The organism is Acinetobacter sp. WCHA29, assembly GCF_002165335.1.
GTDB lineage: Bacteria > Pseudomonadota > Gammaproteobacteria > Pseudomonadales > Moraxellaceae > Acinetobacter.
In genome coordinates this window covers 1-16,905 of sequence record NZ_NHRQ01000022.1, presented here as the reverse complement: position 1 = coordinate 16,905, position 16,905 = coordinate 1, and the positions used below count along the sequence as shown (strand labels likewise).

Annotated in this window: 17 protein-coding genes and 1 rRNA gene; 10 read left to right on the top strand and 8 right to left on the bottom strand. The window is 37.5% G+C overall.

Annotated elements, in window-relative coordinates; translation table 11 throughout:
• Positions 1–175: 175 nt before the first annotated feature.
• On the top strand, positions 176–664 hold the full coding sequence (locus tag CDG59_RS12430; protein WP_087545577.1) for a DUF4184 family protein: 489 nt from the start codon (positions 176–178) through the stop codon (positions 662–664).
• Between the two features lie 19 nt (positions 665–683).
• Here CDG59_RS12430 and coaBC read toward each other — a convergent pair whose 3' ends face one another.
• Entirely contained in the window at positions 684–1,940 is a 1,257-nt protein-coding gene (gene coaBC, locus CDG59_RS12425; RefSeq protein ID WP_087545576.1) for a bifunctional phosphopantothenoylcysteine decarboxylase/phosphopantothenate--cysteine ligase CoaBC, read from the bottom strand.
• Between the two features lie 110 nt (positions 1,941–2,050).
• On the opposite strand from coaBC, the gene radC reads away from it, so the two are divergent.
• Positions 2,051–2,764, top strand: coding sequence for a RadC family protein (radC, locus tag CDG59_RS12420; RefSeq protein WP_087545575.1), 714 nt, complete (start codon positions 2,051–2,053; stop codon positions 2,762–2,764).
• 65 nt (positions 2,765–2,829) lie between these two features.
• Positions 2,830–3,741 carry a bestrophin family protein gene (locus CDG59_RS12415; protein WP_087536571.1) on the top strand — a complete coding sequence of 304 codons (912 nt, stop codon included), beginning with the start codon at positions 2,830–2,832 and terminating at the stop codon, positions 3,739–3,741.
• A 212-nt stretch (positions 3,742–3,953) separates the two neighbouring features.
• Here the strand turns inward: CDG59_RS12415 and CDG59_RS12410 are convergent, their stop codons facing one another.
• A complete protein-coding gene (locus tag CDG59_RS12410; protein ID WP_087545573.1) occupies positions 3,954–4,805 on the bottom strand; it encodes a PHP domain-containing protein in 852 nt (283 codons plus the stop codon).
• 45 nt (positions 4,806–4,850) lie between these two features.
• On the opposite strand from CDG59_RS12410, the gene CDG59_RS12405 reads away from it, so the two are divergent.
• From CDG59_RS12405 to mnmC, 4 genes are read left to right on the top strand one after another with little or no spacing between them, the layout of a single operon-like run.
• Positions 4,851–5,462, top strand: a complete 612-nt coding sequence (locus CDG59_RS12405; protein ID WP_087545572.1) for a septation protein IspZ — start codon at positions 4,851–4,853, stop codon at positions 5,460–5,462.
• Between the two features lie 24 nt (positions 5,463–5,486).
• Entirely contained in the window at positions 5,487–5,789 is a 303-nt protein-coding gene (locus CDG59_RS12400; protein ID WP_005164260.1) for a YciI family protein, read from the top strand.
• A 3-nt stretch (positions 5,790–5,792) separates the two neighbouring features.
• Entirely contained in the window at positions 5,793–6,245 is a 453-nt protein-coding gene (locus CDG59_RS12395; protein ID WP_087545571.1) for a hypothetical protein, read from the top strand.
• Between the two features lie 17 nt (positions 6,246–6,262).
• Complete coding sequence (gene mnmC, locus CDG59_RS12390) at positions 6,263–8,173, top strand: FAD-dependent 5-carboxymethylaminomethyl-2-thiouridine(34) oxidoreductase MnmC (protein WP_087545570.1); 1,911 nt, start codon at positions 6,263–6,265, stop codon at positions 8,171–8,173.
• Positions 8,174–8,242: 69 nt separating this feature from the next.
• Here the strand turns inward: mnmC and CDG59_RS12385 are convergent, their stop codons facing one another.
• The gene (locus CDG59_RS12385) at positions 8,243–8,557 is read right to left on the bottom strand and encodes a rhodanese-like domain-containing protein (RefSeq protein ID WP_087545569.1); all 315 of its coding nucleotides are present in this window, start codon (positions 8,555–8,557) and stop codon (positions 8,243–8,245) included.
• A gap of 90 nt (positions 8,558–8,647) precedes the next feature.
• Here CDG59_RS12385 and CDG59_RS12380 point away from each other — a divergent pair, with 90 nt between their 5' ends.
• Both CDG59_RS12380 and CDG59_RS12375 read left to right on the top strand, forming a co-directional pair.
• Positions 8,648–9,136 carry a YajQ family cyclic di-GMP-binding protein gene (locus CDG59_RS12380; RefSeq protein ID WP_087545567.1) on the top strand — a complete coding sequence of 163 codons (489 nt, stop codon included), beginning with the start codon at positions 8,648–8,650 and terminating at the stop codon, positions 9,134–9,136.
• Between the two features lie 14 nt (positions 9,137–9,150).
• A complete protein-coding gene (locus CDG59_RS12375; RefSeq protein ID WP_087545566.1) occupies positions 9,151–9,645 on the top strand; it encodes a DUF4442 domain-containing protein in 495 nt (164 codons plus the stop codon).
• Positions 9,646–9,693: 48 nt separating this feature from the next.
• Here the strand turns inward: CDG59_RS12375 and CDG59_RS12370 are convergent, their stop codons facing one another.
• From CDG59_RS12370 to CDG59_RS12360, 3 genes are read right to left on the bottom strand one after another with little or no spacing between them, the layout of a single operon-like run.
• The gene (locus CDG59_RS12370) at positions 9,694–10,107 is read right to left on the bottom strand and encodes an acyl-CoA thioesterase (protein WP_005164249.1); all 414 of its coding nucleotides are present in this window, start codon (positions 10,105–10,107) and stop codon (positions 9,694–9,696) included.
• 1 nt (position 10,108) lies between these two features.
• Positions 10,109–10,546, bottom strand: coding sequence for a thioredoxin TrxC (gene trxC / locus CDG59_RS12365; protein WP_087545564.1), 438 nt, complete (start codon positions 10,544–10,546; stop codon positions 10,109–10,111).
• On the bottom strand, positions 10,547–11,443 hold the full coding sequence (locus CDG59_RS12360; RefSeq protein WP_087545563.1) for an alpha/beta hydrolase: 897 nt from the start codon (positions 11,441–11,443) through the stop codon (positions 10,547–10,549).
• Positions 11,444–11,566: 123 nt separating this feature from the next.
• On the opposite strand from CDG59_RS12360, the gene CDG59_RS12355 reads away from it, so the two are divergent.
• Positions 11,567–11,902 (top strand): TIGR01244 family sulfur transferase, encoded by a 336-nt coding sequence (locus CDG59_RS12355; protein WP_004664941.1) that lies wholly within the window; start codon positions 11,567–11,569, stop codon positions 11,900–11,902.
• Between the two features lie 61 nt (positions 11,903–11,963).
• Here the strand turns inward: CDG59_RS12355 and CDG59_RS12350 are convergent, their stop codons facing one another.
• Positions 11,964–16,373 carry a hypothetical protein gene (locus tag CDG59_RS12350; RefSeq protein WP_087545561.1) on the bottom strand — a complete coding sequence of 1,470 codons (4,410 nt, stop codon included), beginning with the start codon at positions 16,371–16,373 and terminating at the stop codon, positions 11,964–11,966.
• A 403-nt stretch (positions 16,374–16,776) separates the two neighbouring features.
• Positions 16,777–16,891: ribosomal RNA gene (gene rrf / locus CDG59_RS12345) — 5S ribosomal RNA — on the bottom strand.
• Positions 16,892–16,905: the final 14 nt, after the last annotated feature.

Sequence of the window (16,905 nt, the reverse complement as noted above, 5' to 3'; positions counted from 1 at the left end):
AAAAAATGCAACGATTTCGTTGCATTTTAATAAAAGGATATGTGTGCAGTTATAGGATGTAGACATTTTAATCACACACGCCATGATCTGTTCTATAGAAGATGTTATTCATAACGTTACTAGCCTGCTTTATGATGGCAGATCCAGATAAAGAACCATAATAAGAGAGAATAAAATGCCGATCACACCTTTACACTTAGGAATTGGCTGTTGTTGTAAAGCAATTGGTCAACAACGATTTAGCATGATAATTTTTGCAGGTACACAGGTTTTAATGGATATTGAACCTTTATTGGGTTTGATCTATGGCTGGCAATATTTACACCTATATACACATAATTTAATAGGTGCGACTCTCATAGGTAGTATTGCTATCTTGATCGGTAAACCCATCAGTGAATGGGGGTTATCAATTATAAGTCATAGAAAAAGGAGTATCTCATGGAAAACTACTGCGATCAGTGCCTATATCGGTAGTTTTAGTCATATTCTCTTAGATGCCTTCATGCATCATGATGTTTATTTGTTTTATCCGTGGATATTGCAAAATCCATTATTAGGCTTAATTCGTTATTCAATTATTTTTTATGGCTGTGTATTCAGTGCCATTTTAGGCGGTTTATGCTGGTTGATTATTTTGAAACTTAAAAAGAAGGGAGTGTAAAACACTCCCTTGATCCATTCTATAAACGGCGCCGTAATGCATCCGCAATTGACTCCACCAATTGTTGTGAAATCTCTTGTTTTGATGCTTTCTCTAATTCGCGTTTTTGCATATGGTAAGACTGGGCAAAGAAAACCGTCATGGCATTTTCGTCTGAGGCAAAACCAATATCAGGGCGTGATACATCATTACACGCAATCATATCGAGTTTTTTAGCAACCAATTTTCCTGCTGCATATTGCTCAACATTTTGGGTTTCAGCTGCAAAACCAACCATAAATGGACGTTGTTGTTGCTCTGCAATCGTCGCCACGATATCTGGGTTCTTCACCAAAGCGACTGCAAGTTCATCACCTGCTTTTTTAATTTTATGTTCTGCAACTTGAGCCACACGATAATCAGCAACTGCCGCCGTCGCAATAAAAATATCACAACCTTCTTTAAGCTGATTCATACTAACATCAAGCATTTGAATGGCAGAACTTACATTAATTCGTTGCACACCATTTGGTGTATCTAAACTCACTGGACCTGCAACTAAAGTGACTTTTGCACCAGCTGCGTAACAAGCGGCTGCTAGTGAAAAACCCATTTTACCCGTACTGTGATTGGAAATATAACGAACAGGATCAATTGCTTCTCGTGTCGGACCAGCTGTAATCGTGACACGTTTGCCAGCCAATAAGCCAAATTTTTCAGCAATCGCACGCTGAGCTTTATGAAAATAAGCGGCAACTTGACGTGCTAAATCTTCAGGCTCAGGCATACGCCCTAAGCCAACATCTCCACAAGCTTGTTCACCAGCATCAGGCATAATGACATGCACACCATCTTCAACCAAAGTTTGTAGATTGCGTTGCGTTGCTTTTGCTGCCCACATTTGCTGGTTCATAGCAGGTGCAACCCAAACAGGTGCTTTGGTTGCTAAATATAGGGTGCTCAGTAAATCATCTGCCAAACCATTGGCAAATTTTGCAATGCTGTCACAACTTGCAGGTGCAACCAGAATCAGATCAGCCCAACGTGCCAATTCGATATGTCCCATGCCTGCTTCTGCTTCAGGATTAAGCAATTCGGTATGTACAGGGTTTCCTGAAAGTGCTTGGAAAGTGAGCGGTGTAATAAATGCTTGTGCGCCTTGTGTCATTACGACACGAACATCGAAACCAAAATCTTTTAAACGGCGGACTAAAATCGCACTTTTATAGGCAGCAATGCCGCCAGTAACCGCTAATATAATGTTTTTATGTGGAATAACACTGAGATCAAAGCTCACAAACAGGATACCTTACTGTTGCAGTGGCGCTCACAATAACATTAAATACGGTCATACCCAAGTGATGTACTTGGAAAAATCATCATCATAAAAAAATTGTGTGAATAAAAATGAATCAATCAATAAGACAATCTATCAAAGCATGGCCTGAACAAGAACGCCCACGTGAACGCTTATTACTACAAGGTGCACAAAGCCTATCTGATGCAGAACTATTGGCTATTTTTCTACGCTCAGGCTCAAAACAACATTCGGCGGTGGAACTTTCTCGAATTCTGATTCAACATTTTGGTGGCTTGAATCCGATTTTTGATGCATCACTTGAAGACTTATCCCAATTTAATGGAATTGCTTCTACCAAATATGCCCAACTCATGGCAGTTAAAGAACTTGGACGGCGTTATCTACACAACTATTTTCATCAACAACGTTTATGTCTAGATACATCAACACTGGTATTGGATTATTTGCGCTACGAACTGCAAGGTGAAAAGCAGGAAGTTTTTGCTGTACTTTGTTTAGATGCTGAACTCAGAAAGCTCCATTTCAAAAAACTATTCTATGGTTCACATCATTCATGTAGCGTTTCGCTGAATCAAACCTTACGTTATGCCTTACAACAACAGGCTTGCCAAATCGTGGTTGCACATAATCATCCTTATGGTATTGCTCAACCTTCACCAGAAGATATTTATCTGACTCAGCAACTCAAACAAGCCTGTAAACTATTGGAAATTAATCTGATTGATCATTTTATTATTTCAGCAGAAGATCATTTTTCATTTTCTGAACAACAACTCCTCAACCCCACTAAAATCAAGTAATCTCATCTTGACAAAGCCCAAATCTAACCCGAACATCAACACATAAAATTAATGATTCAAATAACATGATTGTCCGTGATCAACCGAGTATTTTTAAAGTTTTATTCTCATGGCGCGGGACGATTTTGCCTAAAATTTTACCCTCGCTAGGATTTGTCATGCTTATCTCTGCCATTATTGGTGGTGTTGAGTATGTAGATCTGTATCGATTTCCAGAAATTCCTTTGGTAGGTTTTACACTGATTGGGGTTGTCCTTTCGATTTTTTTGGGTTTTAAGAATACAGCTTGTTATGATCGCTGGTGGGAAGCACGTAAACTTTGGGGTGTTTTAATTGCAACTTCTCGTCATTTTGACCGTGACTGTCGTGTATTAACTCAGGCTCGCCGCGAACGTATTATTCAAAATGTAATTGTATTTGCGAATGTGTTACGCGACCGCTTACGTCACCAAACAGCAAATCCCACTGAACTTATAGAAACCAGTGGTCTAAGCCAGCAAGCACTAACTCAACTCTATCAACAACATAATGCACCGCAATACACACTTAGCCTGATTCAATGGGAACTATTACAAGCCATGAAAGAAGGTGAAATATCAGATATTATTTATACTCAAATGAACCGCCATGTCGCGGCTTTAAGTGAAATGCAAACGGGCTGTGATCGTATTGCGAATACCCCAATTCCATTTGCCTACTCTGTTTTACTGAATCGCACCGTATATTTTTTCTGTTTTATGCTGCCATTTAGTTTGGGATCTTTATTAGGTCTAGTGACCCCACTTTTAGTCGGAATTTTGGCTTATACATTTTTGGGGTTAGATGCTTTAAGTACAGAAATTGAAGAGCCATTTGGAACACAAAGCAATGACTTGCCTTTAGATGCGATGGTGCGTTCAATTGAAATTGAGTTACTGGGAACATTAGGTCGCCCAACCCCTCCACCGATTCAAGCGCATGATCATAATTTATTGTAAATTATAAATTTAGATAAACCGATGACGTTTCGTTCAGTTGTAATCAAACTCAGTATTTGATGATTTATCAAATACTGACAGCGGCAAAGATTGATTTTTAGATTAAAGAAATCATTAGATTGCAAAACCGTGAAACATCCATTGTATGCCCCATAAAATAATGATCAAAAAGATAATGATTAAATATAATTCTATTTTTTTCATGTGCAGATTTATCTAAAACTTTCCCAAATCCCTATCTGCTCTTCTTTCACTCTAGGCGTATTTCCCAGTTTAATCCACGGCATATTTTCACCATGAAAATCACTACCAATCGAAACAGCCAAATCAAACTGCTGAATCATTCGATCCACCATTTGACGTGTTGATGCCGGTTCTACACTCGGAGGAAGTTCAACAGCATCTCCACCCGATTCAGCAAATAATTCAATTAAATAACGAATATTGGTCGCTGATAAATCATATCTGGTTGGATGCGCTAAAACTGCGAAGCCTTGGCTGGCATGGATCACGTCAATCGTTTCTTTAAGCCCTAAACCTTCAAATTTCACAAATGCCTTTTTTCCTTCTTTAAGAAAACGGTCAAATGCTTGTTGTGGGCGACTGACAATATTTTTCTCTACCAATGTTTTGGCAATATGGGTACGGGTCACTCGGTCTGGATGTCCATCAACTTTGGCAATCACATCTGGGTAAATATCAAAATCAATACATTTCTCTAATAAGCTACAAATCACTTTCGCACGTTCAGCACGGACTTTTTTCTGATTTTCAAGCATTGCTTTTATAGGCGTCTCATCTTGCATATTCAAAGCAACAATATGAACACCATAACTCTTTTTAATATTTGGTCTTGACCATTGGCTTGATATCTCCACACCAGAAATAATTTTAATATCATATTCTTGAGCATGTTTCTTGGCACGACTTAAAGCATCCATCGTGTCATGATCTGTCACGGCAAGCATCTTTATTTTTAAGTCAACAGCCGCCTCTACCAGTTGTTCTGGAGAGTACGTACCATCTGAAATGTGGGTATGTGTATGTAAATCGACACCGAACATGGTTTGTATTATGCTATCTGACCTATTTCATCATCGTACTGTAACATGAAAGCGTTGCTCGACTATCTGCCGATTATTATCTTCTTTTATTTTTATAAAACCACTAATCCCAAAGATAGTCATCACCCTTTATTACAGTTGGTTGGTAGCGCAGGAAATACCGATCAAAATCATATTCTTGTTGCAACCTGTGCACTTTTAATTTCAACGCTTGTTGTTTACGGTTGTTTGTTCTTTTTCCAGAAATTTAAACTGGAAAAAATGCAATGGTTTATTGTTGTCATGTCGGTGATTTTTGGTGGAATCACACTCGTATTCAGTGATGTGACCTACATTAAAATGAAAGCAATCATCATCAATATCGGTATTGGAATAGGTTTTTTAGTTACCCCATTATTCAATAAAGAACGTACCCCGATTATTAAAAAGCTTCTTGGTTCATTACTGGAGTTAAGTCATCAAGGCTGGATGAGATTGAACTTAGCGTGGTGTGGACAATTCTTTTTGCTTGCCGCTTTACATTTTTTCTTTGGATTCGTCTATATGCAAGGCAAATATTGGGGCGAATTCACGGCTTTCGGCGATATTATCGTTTCTATCAGTTACCTTGCTGCTATACTATTTTTCTTAAGAAAGCATTTTAAAACCACCGACTGAATTTTGAATCATTGAGCGACTGCCATGCCTTATTTTGTCCTAACCTGTACTGATCATGAAGGTACCTTAGAAAAACGTTTAGCAACTCGTCCACAACATATTGAACGATTGCAAAAGCTAGATGATGAAGGACGTTTAATTGCTGCTGGCGCTCATCCTAAAGATCCAAATAATCCACAAGCAGGTTTTTTAGGCAGTACGATTATTGTTGAATTTGACACGCGTGAAGCGCTAGATAGCTGGATTCAGGAAGAGCCTTTTTTAAAAGAAGGAATTTACTCAAATATTGAGGTAAAGCCTTTCAACAAAGCTTTTCCAAAAGGGTAAATCATGCACTTTGCAGCCAAAAGCTTTTTCGCCTTATGCTTAATGAGTTCATCAGTCTGGGCTGTTGAACCAACACCAGCTATTGCACCGACAACAACTGTTCAAGCTAAACCAAACTCAACAACAGCTTCCCCCCCTGTTACTACGGCAACTGCTAAGCCCTTAACTGCTGAACAAATTGCAAAGGCTAAACAGCAACAAGAAGCAAAAGTCAAAGCATTGGTTCAAGATCAAGCCAATCGCTTAAAACAACTTGAAAATGCCAATCTTGCAGCGCTCTCGCAAAATCAAGAATTACAACTCAAAAATGACAATCTTACTGTTCAGATTCAAGTTTTACAAAGTGAGCGCAGTGCTCAAATGTTCTTGTATGGTGCTATGACCATTGCAGTTGGTGTCATTCTAGGTTTCTTTATTGCGAGCTATGTCTACACCAAACGTCGTCGCCAGTGGTAACAATATAATTTTTATTTATGTCTCATTCATCAAAATTACAAACTGCTGAATTAGATTGGGAAATAGTCGATGGCATCGAAATTCCTATTTCTAAACAATTCGGTGATGTCTACTTTTCTAAAGACAATGGTTTGCTTGAAACCCGACATGTATTTTTAAATGGCAATGATTTAACCGAACGCCTCTCTCAACTACACGATTATCAATATTTCTGTGTAGGTGAAACTGGTTTTGGTACAGGACTCAATATTTTGACCCTGTGGCAACTCTGGCAACAAGTTCGCTTAGATAATCACAGCCATTTACATGTTGTCAGCGTTGAAAAATTTCCATTAAATAAAGCAGATTTGATCCGCGCACTCAATGTTTGGACAGAGCTCAAACCTTTAGCAGAAAAATTGATTCAGCAATATCCCTTGCCAATCGCAGGTTGTCATCGCTTAAGTTTTCCTGAAGAACGTTTTAGTATTGATTTATGGCTAGGGGATGCTCAGGATATTTTTCCAACGATCCCTAAAACCCAAGCAGTGAATGCATGGTTTTTGGACGGTTTTGCTCCATCTTGTAACCCAGATATGTGGCAAGCAAATGTCTTAGATCATATGGTGCGTTTATCTGATTTTAGAACAACTTTCGCATCCTTTAGTGTCGCAGGCATATTAAAACGTGGGCTTAAACAACACGGTATCCAAATCAGCCGTCCACGAGGTTTTGGCCATAAACGAGAAATGCTCAAAGCGATTTGGCTAAATGCTTCACAAGAAGAAAAAGACACCGCCGATTCGAAGCAAGACATAACGATTCAAAATGAATCTGAAATAACAAGCTCAGCATCTGTACAGCGACATATTGCGATTATTGGCGCAGGAATCGCAGGTTTAAGCTCAGCATGGGCATTTGCTCAACGAGGACATCAAGTTACGATCTACGAGCAAAATGAGCCGCTTTCAGGAGCATCTGGCAATCCCTTGGCATTGCTCAATCCAAAACTATGCCCAATTGAACAGGCGCATGAACACTTAATGACCTTGAGTTGGCAACATGCGTTGAATTTTTATCCTCGTTTTAAGGCATTTAGACCGATTCAAGTAGAGCAAATTGCATTAAAAAATGCAGATGAACTGCTGGGACTGGTTGAGCAATATCCTGAAAACGTTTTAACTGCAAATACAACACTTGAATGCCTTCCTGAAACAGAGCTTCCAAGTCTGACCTTACATCAAGCTGGCGCAGTTTCACCACATCAATTACGTGATGAGATTTTACAACATGCTAATATTCGAATAGAAAAAGCAAAAATTTCTCGATTAGAGTCGACTGATAGCCAAGTTACACTCTGGCAAGACCAACAAAAAATTGCCATAACGGATCATGCGATTGTCTGTTGTGCTAAACAAAGTGCTGAACTCATCGAAAACTATCCTGTCTTAAAGCCAATTCGAGGACAAGTCAGCTGGGTTGAGAATAGCCAGCGGCCTTTAGCACTGGATCAAGCTTATAGTTATGGTGGCTATTGCATACAACTGGATGCTTCACAGTTAATTCTGGGTGCATCTTTTTATCCCAATCGGGATGATGCAGAAGTGCTAACTGAAGATCATGTGCATAACTACGAACTTATCCACAGTGTCTTCCCTCAATATGCAGAACAACTTCCAAAACTGGAGACTTGGCAAGGAAGAGCATCCGTTCGTGCACAAAGTTTAGATTATTTCCCCTTAGTTGGGAAAATACAAAATCTTGATCAAATCTATACTTTTGCTGGTTTAGGATCAAAAGGTTTCTTATTTGCGCCATTATGTAGTGAAATCTTAGCATCACTAATGTTAGGTGAACTTTGCCCAGTTCCTCAAAATTTATTGGATAAATTAAATCCTCAAAGATTTCAAAAGAAATTAAAAGCTAAAAAACCTTATTATTCTGGGTAAATTATTATCTTAGTTGTTCATTCTTTAAATTTGCCAAAATACCTAAGTATTTTGGCAAATTTAACTGATCTATGCGCCTTGTTCTAAAGCTAAGCCAGCATCACGTGCTGCACGTGTACCGCCCATCAATACAACATATTCACGAGAATCATCTAAACCTTCTAAAAGCTCTGCTGCGCGTGGTGCTTTACTACCACCTCCACATAAAATATAAATCGGCTGATCCGCTGCAACCTGAGTCAAACTATCCGCATTAATTTCAGCAATTGGACGATTCAACGCCCCTTTGACGTGTGCCTCTGCATAAGCTTTGGCATCTCGGACATCCCAAATGACTGCGCCTTCTGGGAACTCAAATGTTGTAATTTCTTGTTTACGGATCATTGTGCACTCCTTTGATGTAAACAACACTTGGCAAATGAAGAAAACACCCTTAGCATCTCAAATATTCTTTCCCTTTGTAAAGGTCTAACCATGCCTTCTTTTGATATTGTTTCTGAATTAGAGTTATTTGAAGTCAATCATGCTGTACAAAATACAGAAAAAGAGATTGCAACACGTTTTGACTTCCGTGGACAAGACGTTTCAATTGAGTTAAATGAAAAAAATAAAGAAATCAAAATCTCAACTGAAAGTGACTTCCAATGTGAACAAGTCTATACTATGCTTGAAAATCACTTCTATAAACGTAAGCTTGATGTACAAGCTTTAGATCCACAAAAAGCCACTGCTTCTGGTAAAAATGTAGTCCAAGTGATCAAGCTGAAAGATGGACTTGACTCAGATACCGCAAAAAAAATTAATAAAGCCATTAAAGAAAGTGGTATCAAAGCGCAATCTTCTATCCAAGGAGACAAAATCCGTGTCACAGATAAAAAGCGCGATACATTGCAACAGGTCATGAACTTTTTACGTGAACAACAATTTGGTCTACCACTTCAATTTAATAATTTCAAAGACTAAGCATTAGGTTCATTATGGCAAAAGATAACCGTCTTTATACGCTGGTTAAAACCACTTCTAAATTTCCCAAAAGTATCCGTAGTACGCTATGGAGTAAAGCTTTTGGTCGTGTTGTTCCTATGGTTGGAACAGCAAATATTCGTTATTTAGAAGTTGATAAAGACCATGTCACTGTGCGTATTGAAAACCAACGAAATATGCAAAATCATATTAAAGGGGTTCACGCAGCAGCAATGGCATTATTAGCAGAAACTGCAACGGGCTTTTTAACGGGCTTACATATCCCAGATGATCGTATCTTGTTAATTAAATCATTGCATGTTGACTATTTAAAAGTTGCTCAAGGCGGTTTAACAGCAACTGCAACATTATCAGCAGAGCAACAAAAGTTTATTGCGGATAATGATAAAGGCGAGTTATTAATTCCTGTGACCGTCATTGACGATTCTGGTAACGAACCAATTCAATGTCAGATGCTTTGGGCTTGGCTACCAAAACGTAAAAAATAGTCTTAGATTGAAGATAAAGCCCAATTCAATTTGGGCTTTATTGTTTTATCAGCTTGCTAAAAAATCTTGCTTAATTTGTTCTGAGATTTGTCGTTTATTACCATTCACGTCAACAGCAACAAATGTAAAAACACCTTGAGTAACTCGAATCGGATCACGCGAATTGTCGTGACTATTCCATACCTCGATTTGCACCTGTACGGAAGTATTTCCGACTTTCAAAATTTTAGTATAGCAACTAATCACATTTCCAACCTTAACAGGCACAAGGAAGGTCATTTCATTAATTGCAATTGTTGCACATCGTCCCTTGCTCAAACGCTCAACATGAATCGCTCCTGCGAGATCCATCTGTGAAACAATCCATCCTCCAAATACATCACCACTCCAGTTTGTATCTGCTGGCATAGCAATATTCTGTAAGGATAAAACCCCTTCTGGATGATTTGAACGTTCAGTCATGTTAATGTCCTTGATGTTGCTGTAATTGCTGATTTAACCATTGCTGTAGCTCTGGTGTACGTAATGCACCACTTATTCTGGCCAATTCAGTCGTCTTATTCATTAAGACCAAAGTCGGAATACTGCGGACATTAAATGCAGCACTTAAACGTGGGTTTGCTTCAGTATCAATTTTAGCAAACACGACGTGAGGATTATGTTTGGCAACCTCAGCAAAATGAGGTGCCATCATTTTACAAGGATTACACCATTCTGCCCAAAGATCGATGAGTACAGGTAAATCTGAATGACTAATGAAATGGCTAAAATTTTGCTCATTTAATTCAATTGGCGCTAACCTTAATAATGGTTGATGGCATTGCCCACAGTTGGGATGAACTGCTAATTTTTCTTCAGGTACACGATTTTTTGCACCACAGGATGCACAGACAATGATCATTTACATCACTCCGATATGTTGATGTAAAAATTCTAATTGGGTTGTGACTGCTTTTTCAAACCAAGAACCGTGATAAATATCAAAATGCTTCATTTCCCACTCATGATAGCTTACAAATGGTGCAATATTTGTAGCAGCTTCACGACTAGATTCAATTGGAATCAAAGAATCATGTTTCGCAGCAATAAATAAAACAGGGATATTAATTTTGCGTACAAATTGAATCGGACGATAGCGCATTAAATTAAAAAATACACGTGCAGGAACTTCACCACTCCAATAATAGTCAGGATTTACAATCGAATGATAACCATAATAACTATCAGAGGTCGGTAAAAAGCATAGTTTATGCTGATCTACAACTGGCAAAGTTTTAGGTACTAAGCCCATCTTAGACCCCATGTAATCCTGACTAGAACGCTTTAAAGCTTCTGGATAACGTTGTAATGGGTATAATTTTGCTGTTTCAACCCCATCTACATAAGGCACTTGTACCATCACGGCCTGAATATTTTTAAGGTCAGTAGCTAAACTAAGCGCATATCCACCACTTAGTGAGGTTCCCCATAAAATAATACGTCGACTATCAATTAATTTACAATTCGAAGCATATTGAACAATGGTTTTCCAATCATCTAATTGAGCACCGAGTGAAACCAATTCACGCGGTTTTCCTGTGCTTCCGCCCCAATAGCGATAATCAAATAAAATGACAGCATAGCCAGCTTTAGCGAAACGTTGTGCATACTGAACTAATTTAAATTGGCGTAATCCAGCAAATCCATGTGCCATAAGAATTACAGCAGGTTTAATATTGGTCTTTGGTAGGTAGAAATCTGCTGCTATGGTTTCTTCGCCACTAGGAACATACAACGGCTCAACTGTGTAGGTGTGCATGCGCGCTCCAATGCTTTATCTTATTACTTATCATCATTTATTTGCTACAGACATTTAAACTCAAGATCGAGCTTAATGCTATGATAGAGCATAAAATGTTTTGTTTATTTTTGGAGTGACAAGATGTCAGAAAATGTTGGTTTTGCAGGTCAAATCGGCCCTGAGCATGTAGATCAAGTTGTCGAAAAAGGCTTCAAATCTATTATTAATAATCGTCCAGACATGGAAGGTGGTTCTGAACAACCTACAAGCGCACAGATTGAAGAGTCAGCTCGTAATGCTGGCCTAGATTACGTTTACCAACCAGTTGTTGCAGGTCAGATCACAGAGTTAGATGTTCGCACATTTGCTAATCACTATAACGAATTGCCAAAACCTATTTTAATGTTTTGTCGTACAGGTAATCGCTCTAATAACCTATACCAATTAGCGAAGCAGATGGACTTGTTGGATGATTAATTCAATTCATCAAAAATAAAATAGGAAGCCATTGAGCTTCCTATTTTATTCGCATTAGAAATTATTTACAGGTATGTAAAGTTCCATATGGGCTAGTATTATTTAATGAAGGCGTAAATGCCCAATTCGTTTTGTCAAAATCTTCTGCAAGCGCTGGCAATGAAACTGTACGATAACCATGTATTGGAGTACTTGATAAGGTTGTTGTTGCACCAACCTGAACAGATAACCATGTTGCATAAGCTTTTGGATAACGTAGTTGGAAATCAAACTTACCCTCTTTATCCGTTGTATAAGTTGCTGTATATGGATTCGCCTCACTTGCACCAATAAAACGTACAGCATTGAGTGTTTCTAATACTTGATTACCATTGCGATCCAAAGTCAAGATATCGCGATACGTATTCAATACCTGATCAAATTTGTTCAAGCCATGAATAGTCACATTACGATCATCGTATGGAGTTGTTGGGTCATCATTTGCAGGAACAGTACATGATAATGGTGCAACTAATGAAGGTGCTGGTGATAAATATTGCACCCAAGATTTTTCTTTTGTTACAGAATCCTCGACTACTGTCCAAGCACCTCGCTTAAACTCCACAGCTCTTACATCCATTGTAACATTTTGATTTGCTACAGGGCGACCATCTAAGTCAACAACTTGAGCAGAAGCACTCCAATTATAATAAACGCCATTCGGATCATCGATACCTACTTTATTCGGATTCATGACCACTGTAATCGAACCTTGACTAGCAGGAACATCAGCAGCAATGATATCCGCCAAATAGCTTTGACGTCGTTCAGTTCCATTATTATCTTTAACTAGTGCTTCTACACGAAGGTCATCTATCACAAATTGAGCTGCGCTATAACCTTGTCCACGAAGATTTTCATCAACAACAACTGTGAATGTAGCCCAACCATTTGCATCACTATCGACTGTTGATGCCCCGCGAATGTATGCCCCATTTTTTTGGTATTCTGGAATAGTTAAAGTTACTGCCTTACCAGATTGACTCGAACCATTAATATCAGTAACAAGTACAGAAATATCTACAGCATCACCACGAACATGCAACTTATCTTTAGATGCTTTCAATTTCAAATCTAACTGAGGCGCTAACGCAGTTGGTGAGTTTACTGATATTTGTGATACTTGTTGTACTAAAGCACCTTGTTCATTAACGTGCGATGCTATGAGTAAAATAGGTGCTGTATTGGTATCGACACTAGCCTTCATATCTAGGGTAAAAACAGCCTCACCATATTGATTAGTAACAACTTGTGAAGCACCTTTGATTGAAGTAACATTTCGAGGATCAACAATCGTTAAAGTTACTGGCTGATTTGCCACTCCGCCTTGATTAACATCTAATAGCTTAACGGTAGTTAATGCTGTATCGCCTGCCGTACTTAATGAGACTTTATTACTATCAATTGTTAAATGATTTACATTGATAGGCGCAACTAAAGTGAAGTTTAAGGTTGTTTTTAATTCTTCACCTTTTGGATTTTTAATTGTACCAAAGACTTTTATACCAGAAGTTAATAAAGCAGACTTAACGGAATCTGACATATCTTTTGGAATAGTCATTGAAATTGGGACTGAGCCATTTGCAGTTGTCATTACGGAATCAGCGCTCAACTTTATTCCTGCATTTATTGCTTCTTGATTTAAAGATAAATTAACAGGATAAGCAGTATTTGCGCCAAGCTCATCTTTTACAGCAACTTGAACTTGATATGTTTGACCTATTTCCACGTCATTCTTATCAGAAGTTAAACGTAAATTAACTGAATCTTTAGGAATAGCAACTTGGATAGTACCTGTTTGCTGGATACGATCACCATTGTTAAGATTCGTTCCAACAACAGCGAATGTAATTCCATTTTTGATTAGACTAGCATCATAAACACCCTCAGATACCTTAACCGTAAACTCAGCCTCACCTTTACTATTTGTAGTCAGCGAAACATTGGATAAAGAAACTCTAGAACTTACCAAGTTAGATAAAGCAATAGTCAATGGAGTATTCGCAATCATATTGCCTGCATTATCTTTAGCCGTAACTTTTATTCGTACTTCTCCGCCCAAAACAGATACTGTTTGCACATCATAAGATAAATCTAATCCTGCAAGATTTGGCAAAATTACTGGTGGCTGACTAATATCAATTTTACGTGCTATCGTATAGGCTGAACCATCTTTACGCTTACTATTGACAGCAACCGTTATTCCATTCGCAATTAAATTTGCAAGTTCTGTTGGACTATTCGCCTTAATTTTAAGACTAAAAATAGCTTTACCGTTAGCGTCAGTTGAAATTGCTGATGCAGTAGCAAGACTTACTCCATTAGTTATTGCAGCTTCATTTAAACCAATACCAACTTTTTGACCCACTAAAAATTTACCATCAGTACCCGTTGCATTCACTGCTACTTGTATTGTTTGCTCAACACCTTGAGTTATTACTAAATTGCCAGGCATGTCTACAGTTAAATAGTCTAGATCTAAATCAGTTTGATCTGTAGGAGCTTTAAAATTAACTGTTGTTGTTTGTTGTGCACTATTCGAACTAGCCTGTGCTGTAATACGAATACCGTTTGAAACTAGTTGCTTTTGTTCACTTAAACCACTTGCCTTATAATCATAAACAAAAGTTGCGTATCCAGTTTCATCTGTATTTTTAGAAGATGGACCTGTTAGGCTTAAGCCTAAATTTTGTAAATCTGTTGTAGATAATGTTGGCAATGAAACAGAAACTGTTTCACCTTTTAGAGCACTTCCTTTAACACCAATTGCTTTAACTTTTACAGTAATAGTCTGGTCTTTTGTATAATCAAAAGCAGTGTTAATCGGATCAATTAATAAATAACTTACTGCCTCTTCAGATTTAGCTTCATCCGTCACAGCAATTTTTATTTCATTTGTTAAGCTATTATCAGTCTTAAATGTAGCAGTAATACCCGCCTGTACTAAAGCAGCAACTGCATCTGCAGTATTCGCATTAGTATGTAAAGTATATGTAATATAACCACCTGCAGCTGTACTAAAATCTCGCTCAGCACTTCCATCAAAAGTTACACCATTAGAAGTAGCGATATTATTTAGTGCTAATGTAACTTTTCCTTTTGTAGCAGCCTCACCTTTATTATTAATGCCTTTAACGGTAATCGTTATCTGATCATTTTTTGCATTGATTTTATAAGAAGATGCAACTTCTAAACGTTGTAACGCTAACTGATCTGCTGCATTACTATCAACCGTAATAACACTAATCGTATCTTGAGCAAAAACTTCTGTATTATCAGAGTATACCGCTTTTAAGTTAATACCCTGTTGTGACAAAGCGATCGGATAGTTAGAATTAGCTTTTAACGTAAAGGTTGCATAACCATTAGAGTCAGTCATTATTTCAGTTTGATCAATACTAACACCGTAAGCATCACTTTTATCTGTGAAAATTAACTTCACTTTTTTATTAGCTAGAGCAATATCACTACTATTTTTTGCACGCACTTTAACGAGTGTCATACCGTTTTGTGCAGTAATTGGTGCATCAGCTTTAATAATTTCAAGCTTTTGCACAATTTGTGAAATATCTTTAAAAGTAATCGCAGCTTTTACCGTTTTTTGAGCTTTATATTCATCTATCAATTTAAAATCTAAGCTTTGAGAAGTCGCAACAAACTTCTGAACATCTTCAGTCGTTAAATCAGCATTTGCAACAATTGTAAATGTAGCAATACCATTGCTGTTGGTAGTAAGAGAAGATCCAGAAGAAATAGAAAATTTACCTTGCATCTCAACAGGTAGAGCTAAACTGACATTTTGGCCAGCTTTAACGCCACCATTTTGATCTGTCACTTGTGCATTAATCGTTGCAGAACCTTTAGGTAAATTAAGAATAACTCCTTGCTGAATATTTAAGTTAAAGTTACTTTGAACAGTACTAGTTTTAGTAATGTTTAGTGTATAAACCTGTTTAATTGATGTGCCATTCACGGTTGCTGTTAATAATACTTTACCCGTTCCTGCAGATATAGACGGTACATTTAGTTCAAACTCAGCAATACCGCCATCAACTGTTTTCACTAATGAAACTTTACTGGTTACACCTAATTTATCACTATCAGTGATAGATAAAGTCACATCTTTATCAGCAATTCCACCACTATCTTTATTTAGTACTTGTATTGAGAATTTAACAGTAGAATTATCATTAGCATTAACAATTACATTATTTGAAGTATCTTTTAAGTCTAATACTTTAATACTTTCAGCAACTTTTGAGCTATCAGTAGAAGAGTTATTTCCTGAATCAGAACCACTACCACTGGTATTATTAGAACTATTATTTCCATAATACCCCCCACCCCCACCCCCACAAGCAACTAATGCAACTGAAGTAGCTAAGAGTGTAGAGTTAACCCCTAATTTTTTTAAATTAATTAAATACGTCATGGCAGTGTCCATCTTATGTAATAATTTAGCCCTAAATTACTATTATGGCTTTAGGACAAAAATTTACTAGAAATAACATTTTTTATCAATCAACAACTGTCTCTTTATCCATATATATAGAGAACTAATTGGCAAAAAAGTAAATTAAAAATTTTATTGGATCTTTCCAATTCTTTTTACAAATGTAATATTAAGGATTCTAAATCTAATAAATCTTTGATTGCAAAATATGAGTCTATAAGATTTTCGCACTTCTGTAATCGAAATAGTGCCTCATTTACTTTATCAGTATAAATTTTTTGTAAATCTTTCATTGCAATATCTGTTTAAAATTCAAACGATACATTAATCATATAATAAAAAACACCCCTGCTCTTTTGAGTAGGGGTGTTTAGTATTTAAAAGCTGGCGATGACTTACTCTCACATGGCAAGTGCCACACTACCATCAGCGCTAAGAGGTTTCACTTCTGAGTTCGGGAAGGGATCAGGTGGTTCACTCTTGCTATTGTCGCCAGCAAACTGTTGTGGTG

Bases quoted from the DNA above. Each gene is read 5' to 3' on its own strand.
- CDG59_RS12415 (WP_087536571.1), top strand. From the start codon at position 2,830: ATGATTGTCCGTGATCAACCGAGTATTTTTAAAGTTTTATTCTCATGG.
- CDG59_RS12380 (WP_087545567.1), top strand. From the start codon at position 8,648: ATGCCTTCTTTTGATATTGTTTCTGAATTAGAGTTATTTGAAGTCAAT.
- CDG59_RS12405 (WP_087545572.1), top strand. From the start codon at position 4,851: ATGAAAGCGTTGCTCGACTATCTGCCGATTATTATCTTCTTTTATTTT.
- CDG59_RS12370 (WP_005164249.1), bottom strand. From the start codon at position 10,107: ATGACTGAACGTTCAAATCATCCAGAAGGGGTTTTATCCTTACAGAAT.
- CDG59_RS12360 (WP_087545563.1), bottom strand. From the start codon at position 11,443: ATGCACACCTACACAGTTGAGCCGTTGTATGTTCCTAGTGGCGAAGAA.
- radC (WP_087545575.1), top strand. From the start codon at position 2,051: ATGAATCAATCAATAAGACAATCTATCAAAGCATGGCCTGAACAAGAA.
- CDG59_RS12385 (WP_087545569.1), bottom strand. From the start codon at position 8,557: ATGATCCGTAAACAAGAAATTACAACATTTGAGTTCCCAGAAGGCGCA.
- CDG59_RS12410 (WP_087545573.1), bottom strand. From the start codon at position 4,805: ATGTTCGGTGTCGATTTACATACACATACCCACATTTCAGATGGTACG.
- CDG59_RS12430 (WP_087545577.1), top strand. From the start codon at position 176: ATGCCGATCACACCTTTACACTTAGGAATTGGCTGTTGTTGTAAAGCA.
- mnmC (WP_087545570.1), top strand. From the start codon at position 6,263: ATGTCTCATTCATCAAAATTACAAACTGCTGAATTAGATTGGGAAATA.
- trxC (WP_087545564.1), bottom strand. From the start codon at position 10,546: ATGATCATTGTCTGTGCATCCTGTGGTGCAAAAAATCGTGTACCTGAA.
- CDG59_RS12400 (WP_005164260.1), top strand. From the start codon at position 5,487: ATGCCTTATTTTGTCCTAACCTGTACTGATCATGAAGGTACCTTAGAA.
- CDG59_RS12350 (WP_087545561.1), bottom strand. From the start codon at position 16,373: ATGACGTATTTAATTAATTTAAAAAAATTAGGGGTTAACTCTACACTC.
- CDG59_RS12395 (WP_087545571.1), top strand. From the start codon at position 5,793: ATGCACTTTGCAGCCAAAAGCTTTTTCGCCTTATGCTTAATGAGTTCA.
- CDG59_RS12375 (WP_087545566.1), top strand. From the start codon at position 9,151: ATGGCAAAAGATAACCGTCTTTATACGCTGGTTAAAACCACTTCTAAA.
- CDG59_RS12355 (WP_004664941.1), top strand. From the start codon at position 11,567: ATGTCAGAAAATGTTGGTTTTGCAGGTCAAATCGGCCCTGAGCATGTA.